20 protein-coding genes are annotated in these 18444 nt (G+C 54.1%); 8 read left to right on the plus strand and 12 right to left on the minus strand.

Going from position 1 to position 18444, the window contains the following annotated elements:
- Positions 1–102 precede the first annotated feature (102 nt).
- The 6 genes from pheS to pyk all read right to left on the minus strand — a co-directional run bounded on the left by pheS (position 103) and on the right by pyk (position 4457).
- The gene (gene pheS / locus CLV80_RS15815; RefSeq protein ID WP_106358912.1) at positions 103–1167 is read right to left on the minus strand and encodes a phenylalanine--tRNA ligase subunit alpha; all 1065 of its coding nucleotides are present in this window, start codon (positions 1165–1167) and stop codon (positions 103–105) included.
- A gap of 82 nt (positions 1168–1249) precedes the next feature.
- Complete coding sequence (locus tag CLV80_RS15820; RefSeq protein WP_133169787.1) at positions 1250–2026, minus strand: lysozyme family protein; 777 nt, start codon at positions 2024–2026, stop codon at positions 1250–1252.
- 36 nt (positions 2027–2062) lie between these two features.
- Entirely contained in the window at positions 2063–2425 is a 363-nt protein-coding gene (gene rplT, locus CLV80_RS15825; RefSeq protein WP_106358914.1) for a 50S ribosomal protein L20, read from the minus strand.
- Between the two features lie 17 nt (positions 2426–2442).
- Entirely contained in the window at positions 2443–2643 is a 201-nt protein-coding gene (rpmI, locus tag CLV80_RS15830; protein ID WP_045997239.1) for a 50S ribosomal protein L35, read from the minus strand.
- Positions 2644–2753: 110 nt separating this feature from the next.
- On the minus strand, positions 2754–2978 hold the full coding sequence (locus CLV80_RS15835) for a hypothetical protein (protein ID WP_106358915.1): 225 nt from the start codon (positions 2976–2978) through the stop codon (positions 2754–2756).
- A 33-nt stretch (positions 2979–3011) separates the two neighbouring features.
- A complete protein-coding gene (gene pyk / locus CLV80_RS15840; RefSeq protein ID WP_106358916.1) occupies positions 3012–4457 on the minus strand; it encodes a pyruvate kinase in 1446 nt (481 codons plus the stop codon).
- Between the two features lie 118 nt (positions 4458–4575).
- On the opposite strand from pyk, the gene CLV80_RS15845 reads away from it, so the two are divergent.
- The 3 genes from CLV80_RS15845 to CLV80_RS15855 are packed head-to-tail and all read left to right on the plus strand — an operon-like array spanning position 4576 to position 6276.
- Positions 4576–5313: an N-formylglutamate amidohydrolase gene (locus CLV80_RS15845; RefSeq protein ID WP_106358917.1), complete on the plus strand. Its 738-nt coding sequence runs from the start codon at positions 4576–4578 to the stop codon at positions 5311–5313.
- 11 nt (positions 5314–5324) lie between these two features.
- A complete protein-coding gene (locus CLV80_RS15850) occupies positions 5325–5618 on the plus strand; it encodes a DUF1244 domain-containing protein (RefSeq protein ID WP_106358918.1) in 294 nt (97 codons plus the stop codon).
- Between the two features lie 22 nt (positions 5619–5640).
- Positions 5641–6276 (plus strand): hypothetical protein, encoded by a 636-nt coding sequence (locus CLV80_RS15855; protein WP_106358919.1) that lies wholly within the window; start codon positions 5641–5643, stop codon positions 6274–6276.
- A 67-nt stretch (positions 6277–6343) separates the two neighbouring features.
- Here the strand turns inward: CLV80_RS15855 and CLV80_RS15860 are convergent, their stop codons facing one another.
- The 5 genes from CLV80_RS15860 to CLV80_RS15880 form a co-directional block, all read right to left on the minus strand.
- A complete protein-coding gene (locus CLV80_RS15860; RefSeq protein WP_106358996.1) occupies positions 6344–7210 on the minus strand; it encodes a D-amino-acid transaminase in 867 nt (288 codons plus the stop codon).
- Positions 7207–8166, minus strand: a complete 960-nt coding sequence (gene dgcA / locus CLV80_RS15865) for an N-acetyl-D-Glu racemase DgcA (protein WP_106358920.1) — start codon at positions 8164–8166, stop codon at positions 7207–7209. The genes CLV80_RS15860 and dgcA overlap by 4 nt, the downstream gene beginning before the upstream one ends.
- Positions 8167–8223: 57 nt before the next feature.
- A complete protein-coding gene (gene dgcN / locus CLV80_RS15870; RefSeq protein WP_106358921.1) occupies positions 8224–9225 on the minus strand; it encodes an N-acetyltransferase DgcN in 1002 nt (333 codons plus the stop codon).
- Between the two features lie 232 nt (positions 9226–9457).
- Positions 9458–10777: an ammonium transporter AmtB gene (gene amtB / locus CLV80_RS15875; protein WP_106358922.1), complete on the minus strand. Its 1320-nt coding sequence runs from the start codon at positions 10775–10777 to the stop codon at positions 9458–9460.
- 22 nt (positions 10778–10799) lie between these two features.
- Complete coding sequence (locus tag CLV80_RS15880) at positions 10800–11138, minus strand: P-II family nitrogen regulator (protein ID WP_106358923.1); 339 nt, start codon at positions 11136–11138, stop codon at positions 10800–10802.
- Positions 11139–11411: 273 nt separating this feature from the next.
- Here CLV80_RS15880 and CLV80_RS15885 point away from each other — a divergent pair, with 273 nt between their 5' ends.
- Complete coding sequence (locus CLV80_RS15885; RefSeq protein ID WP_106358924.1) at positions 11412–13568, plus strand: transglycosylase domain-containing protein; 2157 nt, start codon at positions 11412–11414, stop codon at positions 13566–13568.
- A 51-nt stretch (positions 13569–13619) separates the two neighbouring features.
- Here the strand turns inward: CLV80_RS15885 and CLV80_RS15890 are convergent, their stop codons facing one another.
- Complete coding sequence (locus tag CLV80_RS15890) at positions 13620–13943, minus strand: hypothetical protein (RefSeq protein ID WP_243394600.1); 324 nt, start codon at positions 13941–13943, stop codon at positions 13620–13622.
- A gap of 194 nt (positions 13944–14137) precedes the next feature.
- On the opposite strand from CLV80_RS15890, the gene CLV80_RS15895 reads away from it, so the two are divergent.
- From CLV80_RS15895 to CLV80_RS15910, 4 genes are read left to right on the plus strand one after another with little or no spacing between them, the layout of a single operon-like run.
- Positions 14138–15871 carry a type I secretion system permease/ATPase gene (locus CLV80_RS15895; protein WP_106358926.1) on the plus strand — a complete coding sequence of 578 codons (1734 nt, stop codon included), beginning with the start codon at positions 14138–14140 and terminating at the stop codon, positions 15869–15871.
- Positions 15868–17172 (plus strand): HlyD family type I secretion periplasmic adaptor subunit, encoded by a 1305-nt coding sequence (locus tag CLV80_RS15900; protein WP_106358927.1) that lies wholly within the window; start codon positions 15868–15870, stop codon positions 17170–17172. Before CLV80_RS15895 ends, CLV80_RS15900 begins: the two co-directional genes overlap by 4 nt.
- 54 nt (positions 17173–17226) lie before the next feature.
- Positions 17227–17688, plus strand: a complete 462-nt coding sequence (locus CLV80_RS15905; RefSeq protein ID WP_106358928.1) for a RidA family protein — start codon at positions 17227–17229, stop codon at positions 17686–17688.
- Complete coding sequence (locus tag CLV80_RS15910) at positions 17685–18437, plus strand: glycerophosphodiester phosphodiesterase family protein (protein ID WP_106358929.1); 753 nt, start codon at positions 17685–17687, stop codon at positions 18435–18437. Before CLV80_RS15905 ends, CLV80_RS15910 begins: the two co-directional genes overlap by 4 nt.
- The last annotated feature ends 7 nt before the right edge of the window (positions 18438–18444 follow it).

Here is an 18444-nt window from a genome sequence, read left to right on the forward strand (position 1 = left end):
AATTTCTTCAAGAAACTTATTGGCGCTGAAGCTCTGCGCGATCTTCCAAACCAGAACTACAGAAAGGCAACCCACAATAGTCCACCACATCATACCTGCCCCCTACAGCCCACCATGCAGCGTCGGCACTTGTAGTGCGCTAAACCCATAGTGGCGCAGCCAGCGCAGGTCTGAATCAAAGAACGCGCGCAGATCGGGGATGCCGTATTTCAGCATCGCAATCCGGTCGATACCAACGCCAAAGGCAAAGCCTTGCCATTGATCAGGGTCAATCTTGGCGGCTTGCAGCACTTTGGGGTGAACCATGCCGGAACCTAGAACCTCGAGCCAACCGTCGCCTTCGCCGACCTTTAGCTGCCCATCAACCCATGAACACTGAATATCAACCTCGGCCGATGGTTCGGTGAAGGGGAAGTGGGACGCGCGGAAACGGGTTTTCACGCGGGCACCAAAATACGCGCTAAAGAATTCTTCTAGCGTCCATTTCAGGTTCGCCATGCTGATGTCTTTGTCGATGGCCAGACCTTCGACTTGGTTAAACATCGGTGTGTGGGTCTGATCATAATCCGCACGATACACGCGACCCGGGCAGATGATCCGGATCGGCGCGCCGTTGGCCTCCATGCTCCGGATCTGAACCGGGCTGGTGTGCGTACGCAAAACATGCGGCGGGCGGTTATCACCCTCGGCGCGGTGCGTGTAAAACGTGTCCATCTCGGCCCGCGCAGGGTGGTGGCCCGGGATGTTCAGCGCATCAAAATTATACCAATCAGATTCGATCTGCGGGCCTTCGGCCACGGCAAAGCCCATGTCGGCAAAGATCGCGCTAACTTCTTCGGTCACTTGGCTGATCGGGTGGATTGAACCTTCGCGACGATCACGCGCAGGCAATGTTACGTCCAGCCATTCGCTGCGCAGGCGTTCATCCAAAGCAGCATCAGCCAGCGCGGCCTTTTTCGCGGATAGGGCGCTGTTGATCTCGTCCTTGAGGGCGTTCAACGCGGGGCCCGCCGTCTGGCGCTCTTCTGGGGTCATCTTGCCCAGTTCACGCATTTGCAGGCTGATCTCGCCTTTTTTGCCGACGGCTTGCACACGCAGGTCTTCGATTGCGGCCTCGTCGGCGGCATCGGCAATCAGGGAAAGGTATTTGGATTTCAGATCGTCCATGGCGCGCCTCTTACAACTGTCCAAGCGGTGCTAGCGAAATGGGGGCTTGGTTGCAAGCTCATGCAGGCGCTCACCACCATCATCAGGGTGCGATTTTTGTGATCTCGGACTGGAAATGCGCCAACGTAACCGTCGCTCTGTTTCCCGCAATACCATGGTATTTTGATCGCCCCGTCGATGTCGGCAGCCCCGCCCAAATACTCGCAAGATTGTTCATGAAGCGTTGCTGGCTTAAATCACCAGCTAGAAATGCCCCAAATCCAGCGTCATCAAGTAAGACATCCGCGAGCCGATCCTGCATTGCAGGGCTAAACTGATCGCTTCGCCGTGCGCCAACCTGCGCAACGACACGTGTAAGCGTATCTGGGATGAACTGATACCTGCCAATCGCATGTGACTGGCCGGGCGTTGCAGAAATCCAATCAAAAATTTCGCCAATTGTCATTTCTGTCGGCCGCTTGCGCGGTTTAATTACCGCCCTATGCTGCACCGCATCATAGCCTGCAACAGGAGATTCCGCCTGCCCGATAATGCTGCGCAATCGCTGCACAGCGCTAGAATCTGCCTGTCTGACCACCACTGGAAGCGGCGCAAAGAAGCCGCCATCAATATGTCCACTGAAAAGGCTCGAACTTGCGGGTTTCGGAGCAATGGAAACACCATCCCGCACGAACAGCCCCCGCGCCTGACCAAACACGCCATCCCCCACCAGAGACCCCGATTGCCCCCAGCAAGCCAAAGGTGAAATCGCGGTCACCCAAACGAATATCAAACGCAGCATCATCATTGCACGCAGCATCACGGGAATTCGTTGCTTTTTCGTTTCGAAATGCCCCTGCAACGAAAAAAGGCCACCCAATGGGCGGCCCTTGATCAATTCTCGTTACTCGGCAGCTTAAGCAGCCAGAGCGTCCTTAGCTTTGCCAACGATTGTCGCAAATGCTTCAGGCTCGTTCACTGCAAGATCAGCCAGAACCTTACGGTCGACTTCGATCCCAGCCAGTGTCAGGCCGTTGATGAACTTGGAATAGTTCAGTGTTTCGTCAACCGAACGAACGCCTGCGTTGATCCGCTGAATCCACAATGCGCGGAAGTTGCGCTTGCGATTGTGACGGTCGCGTGTTGCATATTGGTTGGCTTTGTCGACGGCCTGTTTAGCGACTTTGAAAGTCTTTGACCGGCGATCATAATAACCTTTGGCAGCGTCGAGAACTTTTTTGTGACGACGATGTGTGACTGTTCCGCCTTTAACGCGCATATCCTAATTCCCTCTAATTAACGTGCGTAAGGCATCATTGATTTAACGATACCTTCGTCAGCTTTGCACAATGTGGTCGTGCCACGTGCGTTACGAAGGAACTTGTTCGAGCGCTTGATCATGCCGTGCTGTTTACCCGCTTGGGCAGCAACGACACGGCCAGAAGCCGTCGTTTTGAACCGCTTTTTGCAGCTCGATTTTGTTTTCATCTTCGGCATTTCCGTCTCCTCTTTGGGTCGGTCGGAAGCGCGACTCGGCATGCCATACGGGCCGGACGCGCGGGTTGAGACGCGCCGTATAGGACGCATCATTCAAATAGGCAAGGGATTTAGAGCATATACCGGCCCAAGACATCAACAAATACGTCGTCGACAGTCGCGAAACCGTAAACCCCGGGATTTTCCTGCATTGCATAGGCAACGCTGACGCCCCCAACGACGGCAAACATGATCGCCACACGTGGAAAGCGTCTGTCCGAAAACGCGCTGATCAAGGCTGGAATTGCGAAGGCGCAGCATAGCACGCCCACAACAAAAATCAGATCATAATCCATTTAGCGCGTTCCCGTTTTCTTACAGGCGGCAGCTTAGTCTGCTTCGGCTGGGAAAATCAAACGTTCATCGCAGGGCGCAACACGAAGGATGTTTGTCGATCCGGGCGTGTTAAACGGCACCCCAGCGGTAATCACAATCATATCTTCCTTGTTCGCCAATTTCAGGCTCGTTGCTGCACTAACCGCCGCGAGAACCGCATCTTTAAAGCGGTCAACAGGGCCCGTGACAACGCAGTTTGTTCCCCAAGACAGACACAGGCGACGGGCTGTTCCGATTTGGTTCGTCATCGCAACGATTGGAACCCGCGGGCGTTCACGCGAAACAAGCAAAGCTGTTGTACCAGATTGTGAGAAACAGCAGATCGCCTTAACGTCTGTCGTTTCTGCAATTTCACGTGCCGCAGATACGATACCATCTGCAACTGTTATCCCATCCGTTTTCCGCGACGCTTCGATAATCTCTGTATAAGTCGGGTCTGACTCGACCTCACCCGCGACGTTGTTCATCGTGCTTACCGCTTCAATCGGATACGATCCGGCAGCAGATTCCGCAGACAACATGATCGCGTCTGCACCTTCGTAAATTGCGTTTGCGACGTCGGATACTTCGGCACGTGTCGGCATCGGTGAATCGATCATAGATTCAAGCATCTGCGTCGCCACGATGACCGGCTTTGCGGCAGCACGTGACTTGCGGATCAGTTGTTTTTGAATTGGCGGGACCGCATGAACAGGCAGCTCAACGCCCAGATCACCACGAGCAACCATGATGCCATCGCTGACTTTCAAGATTTCATCAAATGACTTTACCGCATTTGGCTTTTCAATTTTTGACAAAATCGCGGCACGACCTTTGGCAAGCTCACGCGCTTCTTCAACGTCGGCAGCACGTTGCACGAACGATAGTGCCAGCCAATCAACGCCTAGTTCACATACAAATTCGAGGTCTTTGCGGTCTTTTTCAGACAAGGCCGCCACCGGCAAGGTAACATCAGGAACGTTCACGCCCTTGCGGTTAGAAATTGTGCCGCCAACGATAACTTCACAATCAGCAAAGTCGCGACCACAGTCTTTGACCCGCAGCTTAATCTTACCGTCATTGACCAACAGGTGCGCGCCAGGCTCTAGCGCGTCGAAAATTTCTTTATGAGGCAACTTAACGCGGTTCACGTCGCCCTCGGCGTCATCCAGATCAAGCCGGAACGCAGCGCCTTCGACCAATTCCTCTTCGCCGTTGGCGAAAACACCAACGCGCAGCTTTGGGCCCTGCAAATCGGCAAGAATGGAAATCGGGCTATCCATGTCTTTTTCGACTTGGCGGATAATCTCGTGACGGACCTTAATTTCAGCGTGATCACCATGCGACATGTTCAGACGGAAAACGTCTGCGCCTGCTTCATGCAATGCGCGGATCATCTCATAGTCATTGGAAGCTGGGCCAAGTGTGGCGACGATCTTTACGTTACGGTGGCGTCTCATGATTTTTCCTTCGTGCGGCTATGCCGTTAGCGATAACAGGCGGCTTATTGCCCTTATTGCGCAATTCCAATCCTATCACAACTAGCCTAAATCGGGTGACAAAGGAATGACACCAAAGATGACACACTCTGCTTACCAAATTATTGATAAAAACAGGTCTGGGCGATGGCTGGTTAGCTGTGATCATGCGACCAACCATGTCCCTGATTGGATAAATAACGGCAACCTTGGGCTTCCCCATGACGACATGCAGCGCCACATCGCATATGATGTCGGCGCAGCTGGGGTGACCCGCCATTTAGCAGAGGCACTGGACAGCCCAGCAATTCTATCAAACTTCTCGCGGCTTGTGATTGATCCCAACCGGGGTGAAGATGACCCGACATTGCTTATGCGTCTTTATGATGGGACCATCATCCCCGCAAACCGTCATGCAGATGCGGTTGAAAAGGAAAAGCGGCTAGAGCATCTTCACCGCCCCTATCACAACGCCTATGCCGAACTGGCGGCGCAAATGCAGGACCCCGTGATCTGCGCGGTCCATAGCTTTACACCGCAACTACGCGGACGGTCAGCGCGGCCTTGGGAAGTTGGCGTTCTTTACGCGCATGATGATCGGCTTGCGAAACCATTCATCGAAGCCTGTATCAATCAAGGTTGGTGCGTTGGAGACAACGAACCCTATTCTGGCCACCTCAAAGGCGACGCTGTCGACCGACATGCGCTACAGCATGGACGGCCAAACGTTCTTATCGAAGTGCGCAACGACCTTATTGCCGAAGAAGCCGGACAAATCCTTTGGGCGCAGCGATTAGCACCTATATTGAAAGAAGTACTCGCCCAGACTGGGCTTTGACGGAGAACACCATGGACGACCAAACTCGCATCGAAATCGAAGCCGCCGCATTCCGCCGCCTGCGCCAGCACCTTCTTGAAGATCGGCCCGACGCGCAAAACATCGACATGATGAACCTTGCCGGGTTCTGCCGGAACTGCCTGTCGCGCTGGTACCAAGAAGCAGCTAACGAACGCGGCATCGAAATGGACAAAGAGCAAGGCCGCGAAGCGTTCTACGGCATGCCGTTTTCCGAGTGGAAAGCGAAGCACCAGACCGAAGCGAGTGCTGAAGCAAAAGAAGCGTTCAAGAAGTCACATGGGTGAGTGATTAAACTGCGGGAAACCGATGACAAAACTTGAGTTCAATATAGAACAAGCCTCCCAAAGAGAGTTTGAGGACTTTGTTTTCAATCAAAAGGCCCATTCCCACCAGGGTTTGGTGATCATTTTCGATCCCAAACACAATACGCATCGCTTCATCGAAATGTTTAGGAATGCAGGTAGTCTGCTGGAAAGATATGACCTTACAAACCTTGAGCGAGGCTGTTGGGCGATGTTTGGCCCGGGTGATAAAGGAAATCTCACCGATTTAATCTGGAACCAAGATATCCCTATCGAAGTCAAAGAAGAACTGATTACCTCAATGTACTTCATGTTTCGCGATATTTTCGCGCAACAACCGCTCGGAAATGCCTGTGAGATGTGGTGGGACGGATTGGCCTACGAAATCAATCCAATGAAAAGAGCGCAACCAAGCACGAACCTCGAACACCAGCGCATTCAAAATGCGATGTTTGAAACTCTGTCTAAAGTACTCTTAATCGACAGCTACGACTGCCAAAGCGCAGCCCTACACGGCCTGAACCACGTTCTTCACCCAGACAATGACAGAGTCATTCAAGCATTCATCAACAGGCACCCCGACATGACAGATGAAGAGATTGAGTATGCCCGAATGTGCTCGAAAGGACTGGCGGCCTGAAGCAGGCACGGACGGCATCGAAACCCACCGGCTCTATTCGCCGGTGGACTTGTGAATACGACCGAGATCAAACAGCCAGCTTACGGCTTTCATCCAGATAGATTTCACGCAAGCGCGCTGCGATTGGGCCGGGTGTGCCGGTGCCGATGGATGCACCATCGATGTCGACGACGGGCATGACGAATGTGCTGGCCGACGTGATAAATGCTTCATCAGCTTCTTGCGCTTCGGCAATGGTAAAGCTGCGTTCTTCGACCTGCATCTGTGCTTCGCGAGCAAAACGCAGAACGGCTGCGCGGGTGATCCCGTGCAAGATCTCATTGCCCAAGTTCCGCGTGATGATGGTATTGCCTTTAACGATGTAGGCGTTGTTTGACGTGCCTTCGGTCACGGCACCATCTTCGACCATCCACGCATCGTCAGCGCCTGCGGCCTTGGCCATCATCTTACCCATGGACGGGTACAGCAACTGAACAGTTTTGATGTCACGGCGCGCCCAGCGCTGATCCGCGATCGAGATCACTTTGATCCCTTTCTTGGCCGTTGGGTTGTCAGCAAGACCAGGTTTGTTCTGGGTGAACAAAACAACAGTTGGCTTCGTCGTTTCCGGATCAGGGAAGGCAAAGTCGCGGTCGTCAGGCGCACCGCGTGTGATTTGAAGATAAATCATGCCTTCCTCAATGCCGTTCAAACGCACCAATTCGCGGTGCACGTCCAGCAGATCAGGCAGCGCATCAGGGCGCGGCATGTCTAGTTCATCCAAAGAACGCTCGAGCCGTTTTGCGTGCCCGTCAAAGTCGATCAGCTTGCCATCTAGGACCGATGTTACCTCGTAAACGCCATCGGCCATCAGGAAACCGCGATCAAAGATCGAAATCTTGGCTTCGTTTTCAGGTAGGTATTCGCCGTTGACGTAAACTGTGCGCATGGTCATCCCCATAATGCGGCGGCAGGAGGGTGCACGCCTTGTTCATCAAAAATAAGTGGTTGATCACGGTCTTCGGCCAATAAGAGCGGGCCGTCAAGGTCCGTAAAGGCCACACCCTGCGCAAGAATGGTCGCTGGCGCCATAGCAAGCGACGATCCGACCATGCAACCGACCATAACACCGTAACCCTCAGCGATGGCTTGCTCTTTCAATGCGCGCGCTTCGGTGAGGCCACCTGTTTTGTCCAGCTTGATGTTCACCATGTCATATTTGCCCTTTAGCGCAGAAAGACTGGTTCGATCATGGCAGCTTTCGTCCGCGCAAACCGGCAAGGGGCGCGCGATTTCCGCCAGCATTTCGTCCTCCCCAGCAGGCAGTGGCTGTTCAACCATTTGTACGCCAAGCCGGATCAGATGGGGCGCAAGGTCGGCATAGACATCAGCAGTCCAACCTTCATTTGCATCCACGATAATCCGGGCTTCAGGGGCACCGCGACGAACCGCCTCTAACCGAGCCATATCGTCGGGCGTACCAAGTTTAATCTTCAGCAACGGACGGAGCGCATTTTTTGCGGCCTGAACCTGCATTGCCTCGGGCGTATCAAGCGACAAAGTATAGGCGGTGATTTCCGGGCCGGGCGCTGGCAGGCCTAACAAGTCCCAAACCCGTTTTCCGGCTTGCTTGGCTGCATGATCCCAATACGCACAGTCCAATGCATTACGCGCCGCACCCGCTGGCAAAGCATCTTGCAGGTCACCCCACGCGCCAGAAAAGCCGCTGATCTGTTCTGTCACGCTATCCAAGGTTTCGTCGTAGCGCGCATATGGCACGCATTCACCCCAACCAACGGCGCCATCGCCGCTAACCGTGACGGTTAGTACCTCTGCCTGCGTGCGAGAACCACGACTGATCGTGAACACCTGCGCGAGCTGGAATACATCACGCGTCACTTGAATTTTCATCGATATGCCTTTTCTTGGTTAGAACGCCGGCGCGATCAAATTTAGCTAAATTTGATCTTATATCGCCGCCAATGCATCGACCAGTCGCCCTGCCCCTTGGCGGAACGTGTCGACCGTTGGAAGGCCCATCCGCTCTTCGACCTCTGCCATATATGCTATCGCTTCGGGCTCAGACATGTGCTGCGTATTCACCGATACGCCCACAACCTGGCAGTCAGGGTTGGCAATACGCGCCATCGAAAGCGCAGTATCACGAAGCGCCTCTAGGCTCGGCAGTGCGTAGTCAGGCAAACCACGCATATGTGTGCGGGTCGGCTCATGCGCGAGCACCAACGCATCGGGCTGCCCACCGTGGATCAGTGCCATTGTCACACCTGAATATGACACGTGAAACAGGCTCCCCTGCCCTTCGATATGATCCCAGTGATCCGGATCGTTATCAGGGGTCAGATACTCCACAGCGCCCGCCATAAAGTCCGCGATCACCGCATCCAATGGAACACCACCACCTGTGATCAAAATGCCGGTCTGCCCGGTCGGACGGAATGTCGACTTCATGCCGCGCTTTTGCATCTCTGCGTCCATTGCGAGGCCAGTGTACATCTTGCCAACCGAACAATCCGTACCAACTGCCAAACACCGTTTGCCAGTGCGCTTCTTGCCGTTCGCGATGGGATAGGCAACCGACGGAATACGCACATCGAACAATGTACGTCCATTCACGCGCGCTGCTGCCATCAGATCATTTTCGTCACGCAGTAGATTGTGCAAACCAGACGCGACATCGAAGCCCATCTGCAGAGCCTCTACCAAGACGGCCTTCCAAGCGTCCGAAATAACACCGCCGCGGTTCGCCACACCAATCACAAGAGTCTTAGCACCTGCTGCTTTGGCCTCTGCCAACGTCATGTCCTTGATGCCGACATCCGCGCCACAACCCGGCATACGGAATTGTCCAACGGCATTGTCCGGGCGCCAGTCCTTGATGCCCTGCGCGACCTTCGCGGCAAGCTGATCGGGCGCATCGCCCAGAAACAAAAGGTATGGGGTCTGGATCATGGGAAACTCCGGATTCGAGGAAAACTGATATCGAGAGAATTGCGCGTCATACCTAGAATGATATCGTTAAGATGACTCTCAATACGAAGCTATACGCAACAATTTTGCATGATATCGCAGTTTAGAACAAATTCTTGCGCTCAATTTGTAGGGTGGATCTTGATCCACCCATCCAAGAAAAAACCCGGGCGCGAACGCCCGGGCAAGTATTGAAAAACTGAGAGGAAGGGTATCAGCCTTTCGAGAACTCAGGATAGGCTTCCATGCCCAGCTCGGACACGTCCAGACCGTTGATCTCAGCCTCTTCAGATACCCGGATACCCATTGTGGATTTCAGGATAATCCAAACGATCAGAGATACGACAAAGACGAAGATACCGATTGCTGCGAAGCCGATGAACTGTGTCACGAAGCTTGTGCCATCTGTGTAAACAGGCACAACCATCGTACCCCAGAAGCCCGCAACGAGGTGGACTGGAATAGCGCCAACAACGTCGTCGATTTTCAGGCTGTCCAGCAATGGAACAACGAAGACAACGATTACGCCACCAACAGCACCAATCCAAAGCGCACCGAACAGCGACGGGTCAAGCGGGCCAGCCGTGATAGAAACCAGACCAGCAAGCGCACCGTTCAGCACCATGGTCAGATCGACCTTTTTGTACATGACTTGTGTCAGGATCAGCGCTGCAACAGCACCGGCAGCGGCAGCCATGTTGGTGTTTGCAAAGATGCGGCCAACGTCAGTGATGTCACCAACAGTACCCGCAGCCAACTGCGAACCACCGTTAAAGCCGAACCAACCCAGCCACAGGATGAATGTACCCAGTGTAGCAAGTGTCAGGTTAGAACCCGGCATTGGGATTGTTTTGCCGTCTTTGTATTTACCGATCCGTGGACCCAGAACAAAGGCACCAGCAAGGGCAGCGAAACCACCAGCAGCGTGAACCAGAGTTGAACCAGCGAAGTCAGAAAAGCCCATTTCAGACAAGAAGCCGCCGCCCCACTGCCAAGATGCTTCGATTGGGTAGATGAAGCCAGTCAGCACAACAACGAAGATCAGGAATGGCCACAGTTTGATGCGCTCAGCCAAAGTACCAGAAACGATCGATGCAGTCGTTGCACAGAACATTAGCTGGAAGAAGAAGTCAGAAGCGACAGATGCGTAATCAAGTGACGCATCAGCAGCAGCCAGCCCTACAGGCTCTAGTGATGTGATCGAGAAGAACGGGCCAAGCCAGCCTTCGACAAGCCATTCACCTGGGTACATAAGGTTGAAACCAACCAACCAGTACATGATGGACGCAATTGAAAACAGCGCGATGTTCTTTGTCAGCTGTGTTGTAACGTTCTTAGAGCGCACAAGACCTGCTTCGAGCATGGCAAAACCGGCAGCCATCCAGAACACCAAAAAGCCGCCCACAAGGAACAGCAAGGTCGTCATCAGATACGGGCCGATTTCATCGAATGTTGGCGCGGCATCCTGTGCCAGCGCAAATGTCGGCATAAGCGCAAGGCCCGCACCAACAAGAAGAGATTTATTCAGTTTCATTAGTCTGTCCCTTAATTCACGCTTAAAGCGCGTCATCGTTTGTCTCGCCGGTGCGCACGCGAAGGGCGCTTTCAACGTCGAGAACGAAAATCTTGCCGTCACCGATTTTCTCGGTCTTGGCTGTGGATGCGATGGTGGAAACCACCTGTTCGGCCATTGAATCTGGAACGACGACCTCAAGCTTAACTTTTGGTACAAAATTCACGGCGTATTCGGCACCACGATAAATTTCAGTGTGGCCGGATTGAGAGCCGAAGCCCTTGATTTCAGACACCATCATGCCGCGCACGCCCACGGTGGTCAGCGCCTCGCGGACCTCCTCGAGTTTAAACGGCTTAATTGTTGCAATGATGAGTTTCACGTTCTTCCCCTTGCAAATTCATATGCAAAGCGCTCTTGGCAGCGCCCGCTTGCAAAGAGACAGAAACCGCGTGTAGCCACCGCGAGCAAGACTCCTGAGGTATCAGATCGCCCCAAAAGCAGGCACGATTGCACAATTTTTGCACAAATAGCCATAAGTGCCTAAATATTTAGCGGCATAAAAACACCGTATCAGCGACTCATCGCGCTCTACATTTGTGAAAGCCCCCGCTATGGTAGTAAAAAATCAGACAAACAGTCGGTCGGGCAGAACATGAGTGGAAATGGCAATAAGCGGACACCTTTGGTGGCCGAAAAGCGCTACCCGGGCAACGGGACAGCGAAAAAGAAACCTGCACCTAAGAAAAAGCCCGTCAAAAAACCAGTAACGCGCCGCAAGACCGCACCTAAGCGCACCAAACCGCGCGGGTTACTCGGGTGGCTACTTTTTCCATTCATCTGGGCCGCACGCATTATCTGGGCAGTTAGCTGGCGCCTGGGACTTGTTGTTGGCCTGATTATCGCTGGATTTTCATTCTATTTTGCCGCGCAAATGCCCCCGGTCGACGAATTGATCGACGGTCGCACACGCGGCTCAGTTACAATGACCGACTACCGTGGCGAAGTATTTGCATGGCGTGGCGATCAATTCGGCGGGATGGTGACTGTTGACACCGTGTCCGGGCACCTTACCAACGCAGTTGTCGCAACCGAAGATAAACGGTTCTACCGTCATTTTGGGATTTCCCCACGCGGGGTTGCATCCGCAGTGCGCATCAACCTACGCGAAGGACGTGGTCCGTTATCGGGTCACGGCGGTTCAACAATAACACAGCAAACAGCAAAGCTGCTTTGCCTTGGTGTACCGTTCGACCCGACCAGATGGGACTCAGAGGCAGAATATGAAAACGACTGCCGCCAAGGGTCGCTTTGGCGCAAAGCCCGCGAGGCCGTCTTCGCAGTAGGCATGGAACTTGCCTACACCAAAGACGAAATCTTAACGATCTATCTCAACCGCGCCTATCTGGGCGCAGGGGCGCGTGGTTTCGAGGCGGCGTCGCAACGATACTTTGGCATTCCCGCTATGGCGCTCAGCCCTGCGCAATCTGCTATGCTTGCAGGTTTGCTGACCGCACCATCGACATTGGCCCCGACAAGCAACTTACAGCGCTCGCAAAACCGCGCAGCCGTTGTTGTCGGCCTGATGGAAGATCAGGGCTATCTCAGCCAAGCCCAAGCCGATGAAGCCCGCGCGAACCCCGCGACGCTATCGGAAACCGCACGCGCCAACGCAGCGACTTTCTTTGCTGACTGGATCATGCGCAGCGGTCCTGAATCGTTCACCCGCAACACAACCGAAGACGTATTTATCCGCACAACGCTTGACCCGGCGATCCAAACGGCTGCCGAAGAAGCGATGATCAGTGTCTTTGAAAACGAAGTTCGCGAAGGTTCCGAAGCGCAAGCCGCCATTGTTGTGATGTCCGCAGATGGTGCTGTCCGCGCAATGGTCGGGGGCCGCAATATCGGCGAAACTGGCGCATTTAACCGCGCGACACAGGCAAACCGTCAGACAGGTTCATCCTTTAAGCCGTTCATATTCGCCGCAGCACTTGATCTGGGCATGTCACCTTACACGATGATCGACGATGAACGCACATGCTGGAAACGCCGTGGCGCAAGCGATTGGTGCCCCGAAAATTATGACCGTACGTTCAAAGGTCCGATTACATTGATCCAAGCCTTAGCCGAAAGCCGCAACATCCCTGCGATTGTCCTATCAGAGGACGTTGGCCGTGAACTGGTACGTAATGTCGCAAATGGATTCGGACTAAACGGTGACTTGGCGGCAGGTCCGGCGTTGGCGCTTGGCGTTTCTGAAAGCACACTGCTGGACATGACAGGGGCCTACGCCGGCATCCTGAACGGCGGATCGCAAGTGACGCCCTATGGGCTTGTCGACCTGCGCATCCGTGGCGACAGTGAAACCTTGATGGATTCTCAGGGCGCGGGCATCGGCGAACGGATCATTGGTCAGGATGCGGCCCGCCAGCTAACGTGGATGATGACGAAAGTCGTCGAAGAAGGCACCGGGCGGCGCGCACGCATTGATGGATGGCAAATCGCTGGGAAATCCGGAACAACACAGGGTGCGCGCGATGCGTGGTTCATTGGCTTTACCGGTGACTATGTCACGGCGGTCTGGATGGGTTATGATGACAACCGCCCGCTAAGCGGCGTAACGGGTGGGGGGCTGCCCGCAACGATCTGGCGTGAAACCATGACACGTGTGCTTGCTGACAAAAACCCAACGCCCCTTCCAATGACAATCCCGCCAGAACCAGCGCAATCGGGGCTTTTGCATAGCGAAGGCGGCGAAGTGCTGGATCAAGACATTCTGAACTTGTTAGATTCGATTGTCGGAAACTAAATCCCGATTTGATTGTCCGACCACCAAGCGTGTCGGGCAATCAACCAAGCGTTAATATTCGCCTTCCTCGCAGCGGTCATAGCGAAACGCATAGCCATTCCACACCATGATGATACCGTCAGTTTCTGCGTCTTTCATCAGGATTGACCGTTCCGTCCACGTCTGTCCGGCACCAGAGCATTCCATCTGATAGATCGTCGCATTCATGTCGTTAATATCAACAGGGTTTGTCATACGGCATTCCATCTCAACGCCGTGAAAGACGACTTCTTCGATCTTAAGAGAACCACCATCGACACCAACAAGCGCACATTCGGAATGGGCGGTTTGTTTGTAAACACCATCATATGGCCCTGCAAAAACAAGGACAGGCATCAAAACAGCTGCGGCGAACGAAAAAGAAGTCAGATATTTCATGACGTTGATATTTGCGATAAATCGCCATATTGATCAATCGTTTATATTATCCTTGCGCCTTCGCGGGGCATGACCCCAGATAAACAGTTACCAACGCCGCATTTTTCTATAGGTTGCACAATAGGTTTTCGATGCAAGGAAAAGACCAACCAATGCCCTCATATCCGAACGGACGCGCGCAGTTGCGTGCCGCACGACAAGAAAGCCGTTCTCTTTACTGGGCCGTTGCAATCTTTAGCTTTTTCGTAAACCTTCTGATGCTAACCGGCCCATTGTATATGTTAAACGTGTACGACAGGGTTCTTAGCTCACGATCGTTCGAGACGTTGATCGCATTGTCTGCCCTCGTCGCATTTCTTTATGGAATGATGGGGATCCTTGATTATGTTCGTGGTCGGGTCATGGGGCGGATCGGAGCACGGTTTCAAGCGCGCCTTGATCGCCCGGTATTTGCAGCGGTGATGCGTGCGACAACACTGTCACGTGCCCCTCGCGAAGCGGCAACAGGCCTGCGCGACCTAGAGTCGGTTCAGCGCCTGATTACCTCACCCGCTTTGATGGCATTATTCGACCTACCATGGGCACCACTGTTTTTCTTTGGCATCTTCATTTTCCACCCAGCGATGGGCATTCTTGCCCTGTTTGGCGCGATCGTGTTGATGATTGTCGCCATCGCGAACCAAGTCACCAGCCGTAAACCGCTAGAGACCGCAAACTCCTCACGCTTTGCAGCAGATCAACTCGGCAACCAAATCCGCTCCGAAAGCGAAATGGTTCATTCTTTGGGAATGCGCAGCGCGGCCTTTGATCGCTGGCAGCTGGCACGCGGTAAATCGCTGGACGCCAGCATTTCAGCGGCTGATGCCTCTGGTACATTCACCGCAATGACCAAAACGTTTCGCCTATTTCTACAATCGGCAATGCTGGGCCTTGGCGCATACCTAGTGCTAATCAACGAACTGTCGCCCGGTGCAATGATAGCGGGGTCAATCTTGTTGGGTCGCGGGCTTGCCCCGATTGAAATGATTGTCGGCCAATGGGCCGTATTTCAACGCGGACGTGAAGGCTGGGCTAACTTGGGCGTACTGCTTAGCGCCGTACCGCCAGACATGCCGCGTACAGAACTGCCAAAGCCCAAGGCTGCTTTACGCGTTGAGCAGGTTACCGTTGTACCGCCGGGTGAAAAACTGCCCGCACTTCGGTCAATCAGTTTCGAAGTCAAACCCGGACAAGCCGTCGGCGTGATTGGTACGTCAGGCGCGGGAAAATCGACGCTCGCACGGGTACTGACAGGTGTTTGGCAACCAGCATCTGGTAACGTGCGTTTAGATGGCGCGTCGCTTGAACAATATGACCCTGACGTTTTAGGCAAACACATTGGCTACTTACCTCAGCGCGTGCAACTGTTTGACGGGACGATCAAAGAAAACATCGCACGTATGCTCATGCAACCCGACGATGCAGCCGTCGTCAAAGCCGCACAAAAAGCTGCAGCACATGACATGATTTTAAAACTACCTGACGGATATGACACACGTGTTTCTGCCAACGGTGGGCGGCTATCAGGTGGGCAAATTCAACGGATCGGTCTTGCACGCGCCCTTTATGGCGATCCGGTCGTGTTGGTGTTGGATGAACCCAACTCCAACCTGGATAACGAAGGTTCCGTTGCTCTGAACCAAGCGATCAAGGTCCTAAAATCCGAAGGAAACGTCATATTCATCATGGCTCACCGTCCCGCTGCGATCCAGGAATGTGACACATTGCTCGTCATCGACAACGGCGCGCGGCGCGCCTATGGGCCAAAGGATGCTGTGATGGCTGAACTGGTCAAGAATCATGGCGACATCCAGCGCTCGACCGGCAAGTCGGGAGGGGTAGCATGACCGATCAACCAGAAAACCGTTGGTCCGCAAAGAACCACTTGGGCGCTGGCGTTTTAACTCTTCTTATCCTTGTGGGCGGCTTTGGAACATGGGCTTTCCTTGCCCAAATCACAGGCGCAGTTATTACCAGTGGCCAAATCGAAGTAGACCGCAACCGACAGGTCGTTCAGCACCCTGACGGCGGGGTCGTTTCTGAAATCCTTGTCGATGAAGGTGACACTGTAATCGCAGGTGACTTACTTATCCGCCTTGACGCGACGGTCCTGCAATCAGAACTGGCCGTCGTCGAAGGGCAGCTATTTGAAATCCTTGCCCGGCGTGCGCGTCTCGAAGCAGAACGTGATGACACGGATACGCTTACATTTTCGTCCACACTACTTGAAGTCGACACCCCCGAGGTTACAGAGCTGATCGCCGGCCAAAACCGGCTGTTCGATGCCCGCCGTGAATCCAATGACGGCGCGGTTGAACAGTTGACCCAGCAGCGTGCGCAGATCGCAAGCCAAATCAATGGAATCACAGCGCAGCAAACAGCGCTGACCACGCAGCGCAATTTAATAGCCGAAGAATTACGTGACCAACAAAGCCTACTTGATCGCGGCCTCGCCCAAGCCAGCCGCGTTCTTGCACTGCAGCGCGAAGAGGCCAGCCTTTTAGGAACGATGGGCGAGCTAACAGCCCAAGCGGCCCAAGCAGCAGAACGCACGACAGAAATCGACCTGCAAATTCTAAGCATTGCAACCACCCGCCGCGAAGAAGCAATCACGCGCTTGCGTGATCTTCAGTACAATCAGTTGGAACTCGCCGAACGGCGCCGAACATTAGTGCGGCAGCTAGATCGACTTGATGTGCGCGCCCCTGTTTCTGGCATTATTTACGGCATGCAGGTCTTTGCGCAGCAATCGGTTATCCTACCCGCCGACCCCGTTCTTTTCTTGATCCCCCAAGACCGCCCATTGGTCATAGCAACCCAAGTTAACGTGCAAGACGTTGATCAAATTTATGTCGGCCAAGATGTGACCCTGCGCTTTTCAGCCTTTGACCGCAGCCGTACACCTGAACTGAATGGCAAGGTGACACTTGTTTCTGCGGATGCGTTTCAGAACGAAAACTCCGGTCTGTCGTTTTACCGTGCAGAGGTTCAACTAAACGAAGGCGAGATCGATCGCCTACCTGCAGATATGACGTTGCTTCCCGGTATGCCCGTCGAAGCGTTCATGCGCACGGCCGACCGCAGCCCGATGGCGTACTTCCTAAAACCGTTGGCTGACTATTTCGCCAAGGCGTTCCGCGAGTCGTGATTGCACCCTGTCGTTTTGCCCGCTAGCGTTCGGGCAGAATGACAGGAGATTCCCATGAGCACGATTGAAACCAAACTGGCAGAACTGGGCGTCACCCTTCCGGATGCGCCCGCCCCGGCAGCGAACTATGTCCCCTATGTGGTTATTGGCGATATGGTCCATGTATCCGGCCAGATCTCGGCCAATGCTGACGGGCTGATTATCGGAAAACTGGGTCAGGACACTGACGCCGAAGCAGGCGCTGCCGCAGCACAAACATGCGCGGTCAACCTGCTCGCTCAACTCAAAGCAGCCTGTGGCGGCGATATCGATCGGCTCGTGCGCGTCGTAAAGCTGGTAGGCTTTGTGAACTCGACCCCAGAATTTACCGACCAACCGAAGGTAATCAACGGCGCTTCTGACTTTATGGTTGCGGCACTCGGCGATGCAGGACGCCACGCGCGGTCTGCAGTAAGCGCCGCGAGCCTGCCATTTGGCGTTGCTGTCGAAATCGAAGCGATTTTTCAGATCAAATGACCTTGCCGCCGTCTTTCTTTGCTCGCCCGATCACGCACCGCGCCCTACATGACCGCGCTGCGGGGCGGGTGGAAAACAGCCTTGCCTCTATCCAAGCTGCCGTCGATGCAGGCTATGGCATCGAAATTGACGTACAGCTAAGCCGCGATGATCAAGCAATGGTTTTTCACGACAACCTGCTTGATCGCTTAACCCCGGAAACTGGCCCCGTCCGGGCACGCACAGGCAAAGAACTGGGCGCGATCAAGTTAACTGGTGACGCTGGGACCATTCCAACGCTAACGCAAGTTCTGGAAACCGTCGGTGGCCGTGTGCCTTTGCTGATCGAGATCAAGGATCAAGATGGCGCGATGGGTCCAAATGTTGGCACCCTCGAACAGGCCACTGCCGATGCGCTGAAAGACTATTCCGGCGACGTTGCGGTCATGTCGTTCAATCCGCACAGCGTCGCCGTGATGGCGCAGATTGCCCCGAATATCCCGCGCGGGATTACAACATCAAGCTATGAGGCGCAATTCTGGCCCGAAGTCCCGGATAAAACCCGCGCCGTTTTGCGAGAGATCCCGGACTATGACCGTACCGGGGCCTGCTTTATCAGCCACGAAGCTGCCGACTTGGATCGTCCGCGCGTTGCGGAACTGAAATCCCAAGGCGCACAGGTGCTTTGTTGGACAATCCGTTCGCCCGCAGCCGAGGCAAAAGCGCGCGAGATCGCCGAAAATGTGACCTTTGAAGGCTACCTCGCTTGACGAAGCG

Origin of the sequence: Yoonia maritima, assembly GCF_003003285.1 — a bacterium.
GTDB classification, from domain to species: domain Bacteria; phylum Pseudomonadota; class Alphaproteobacteria; order Rhodobacterales; family Rhodobacteraceae; genus Yoonia; species Yoonia maritima.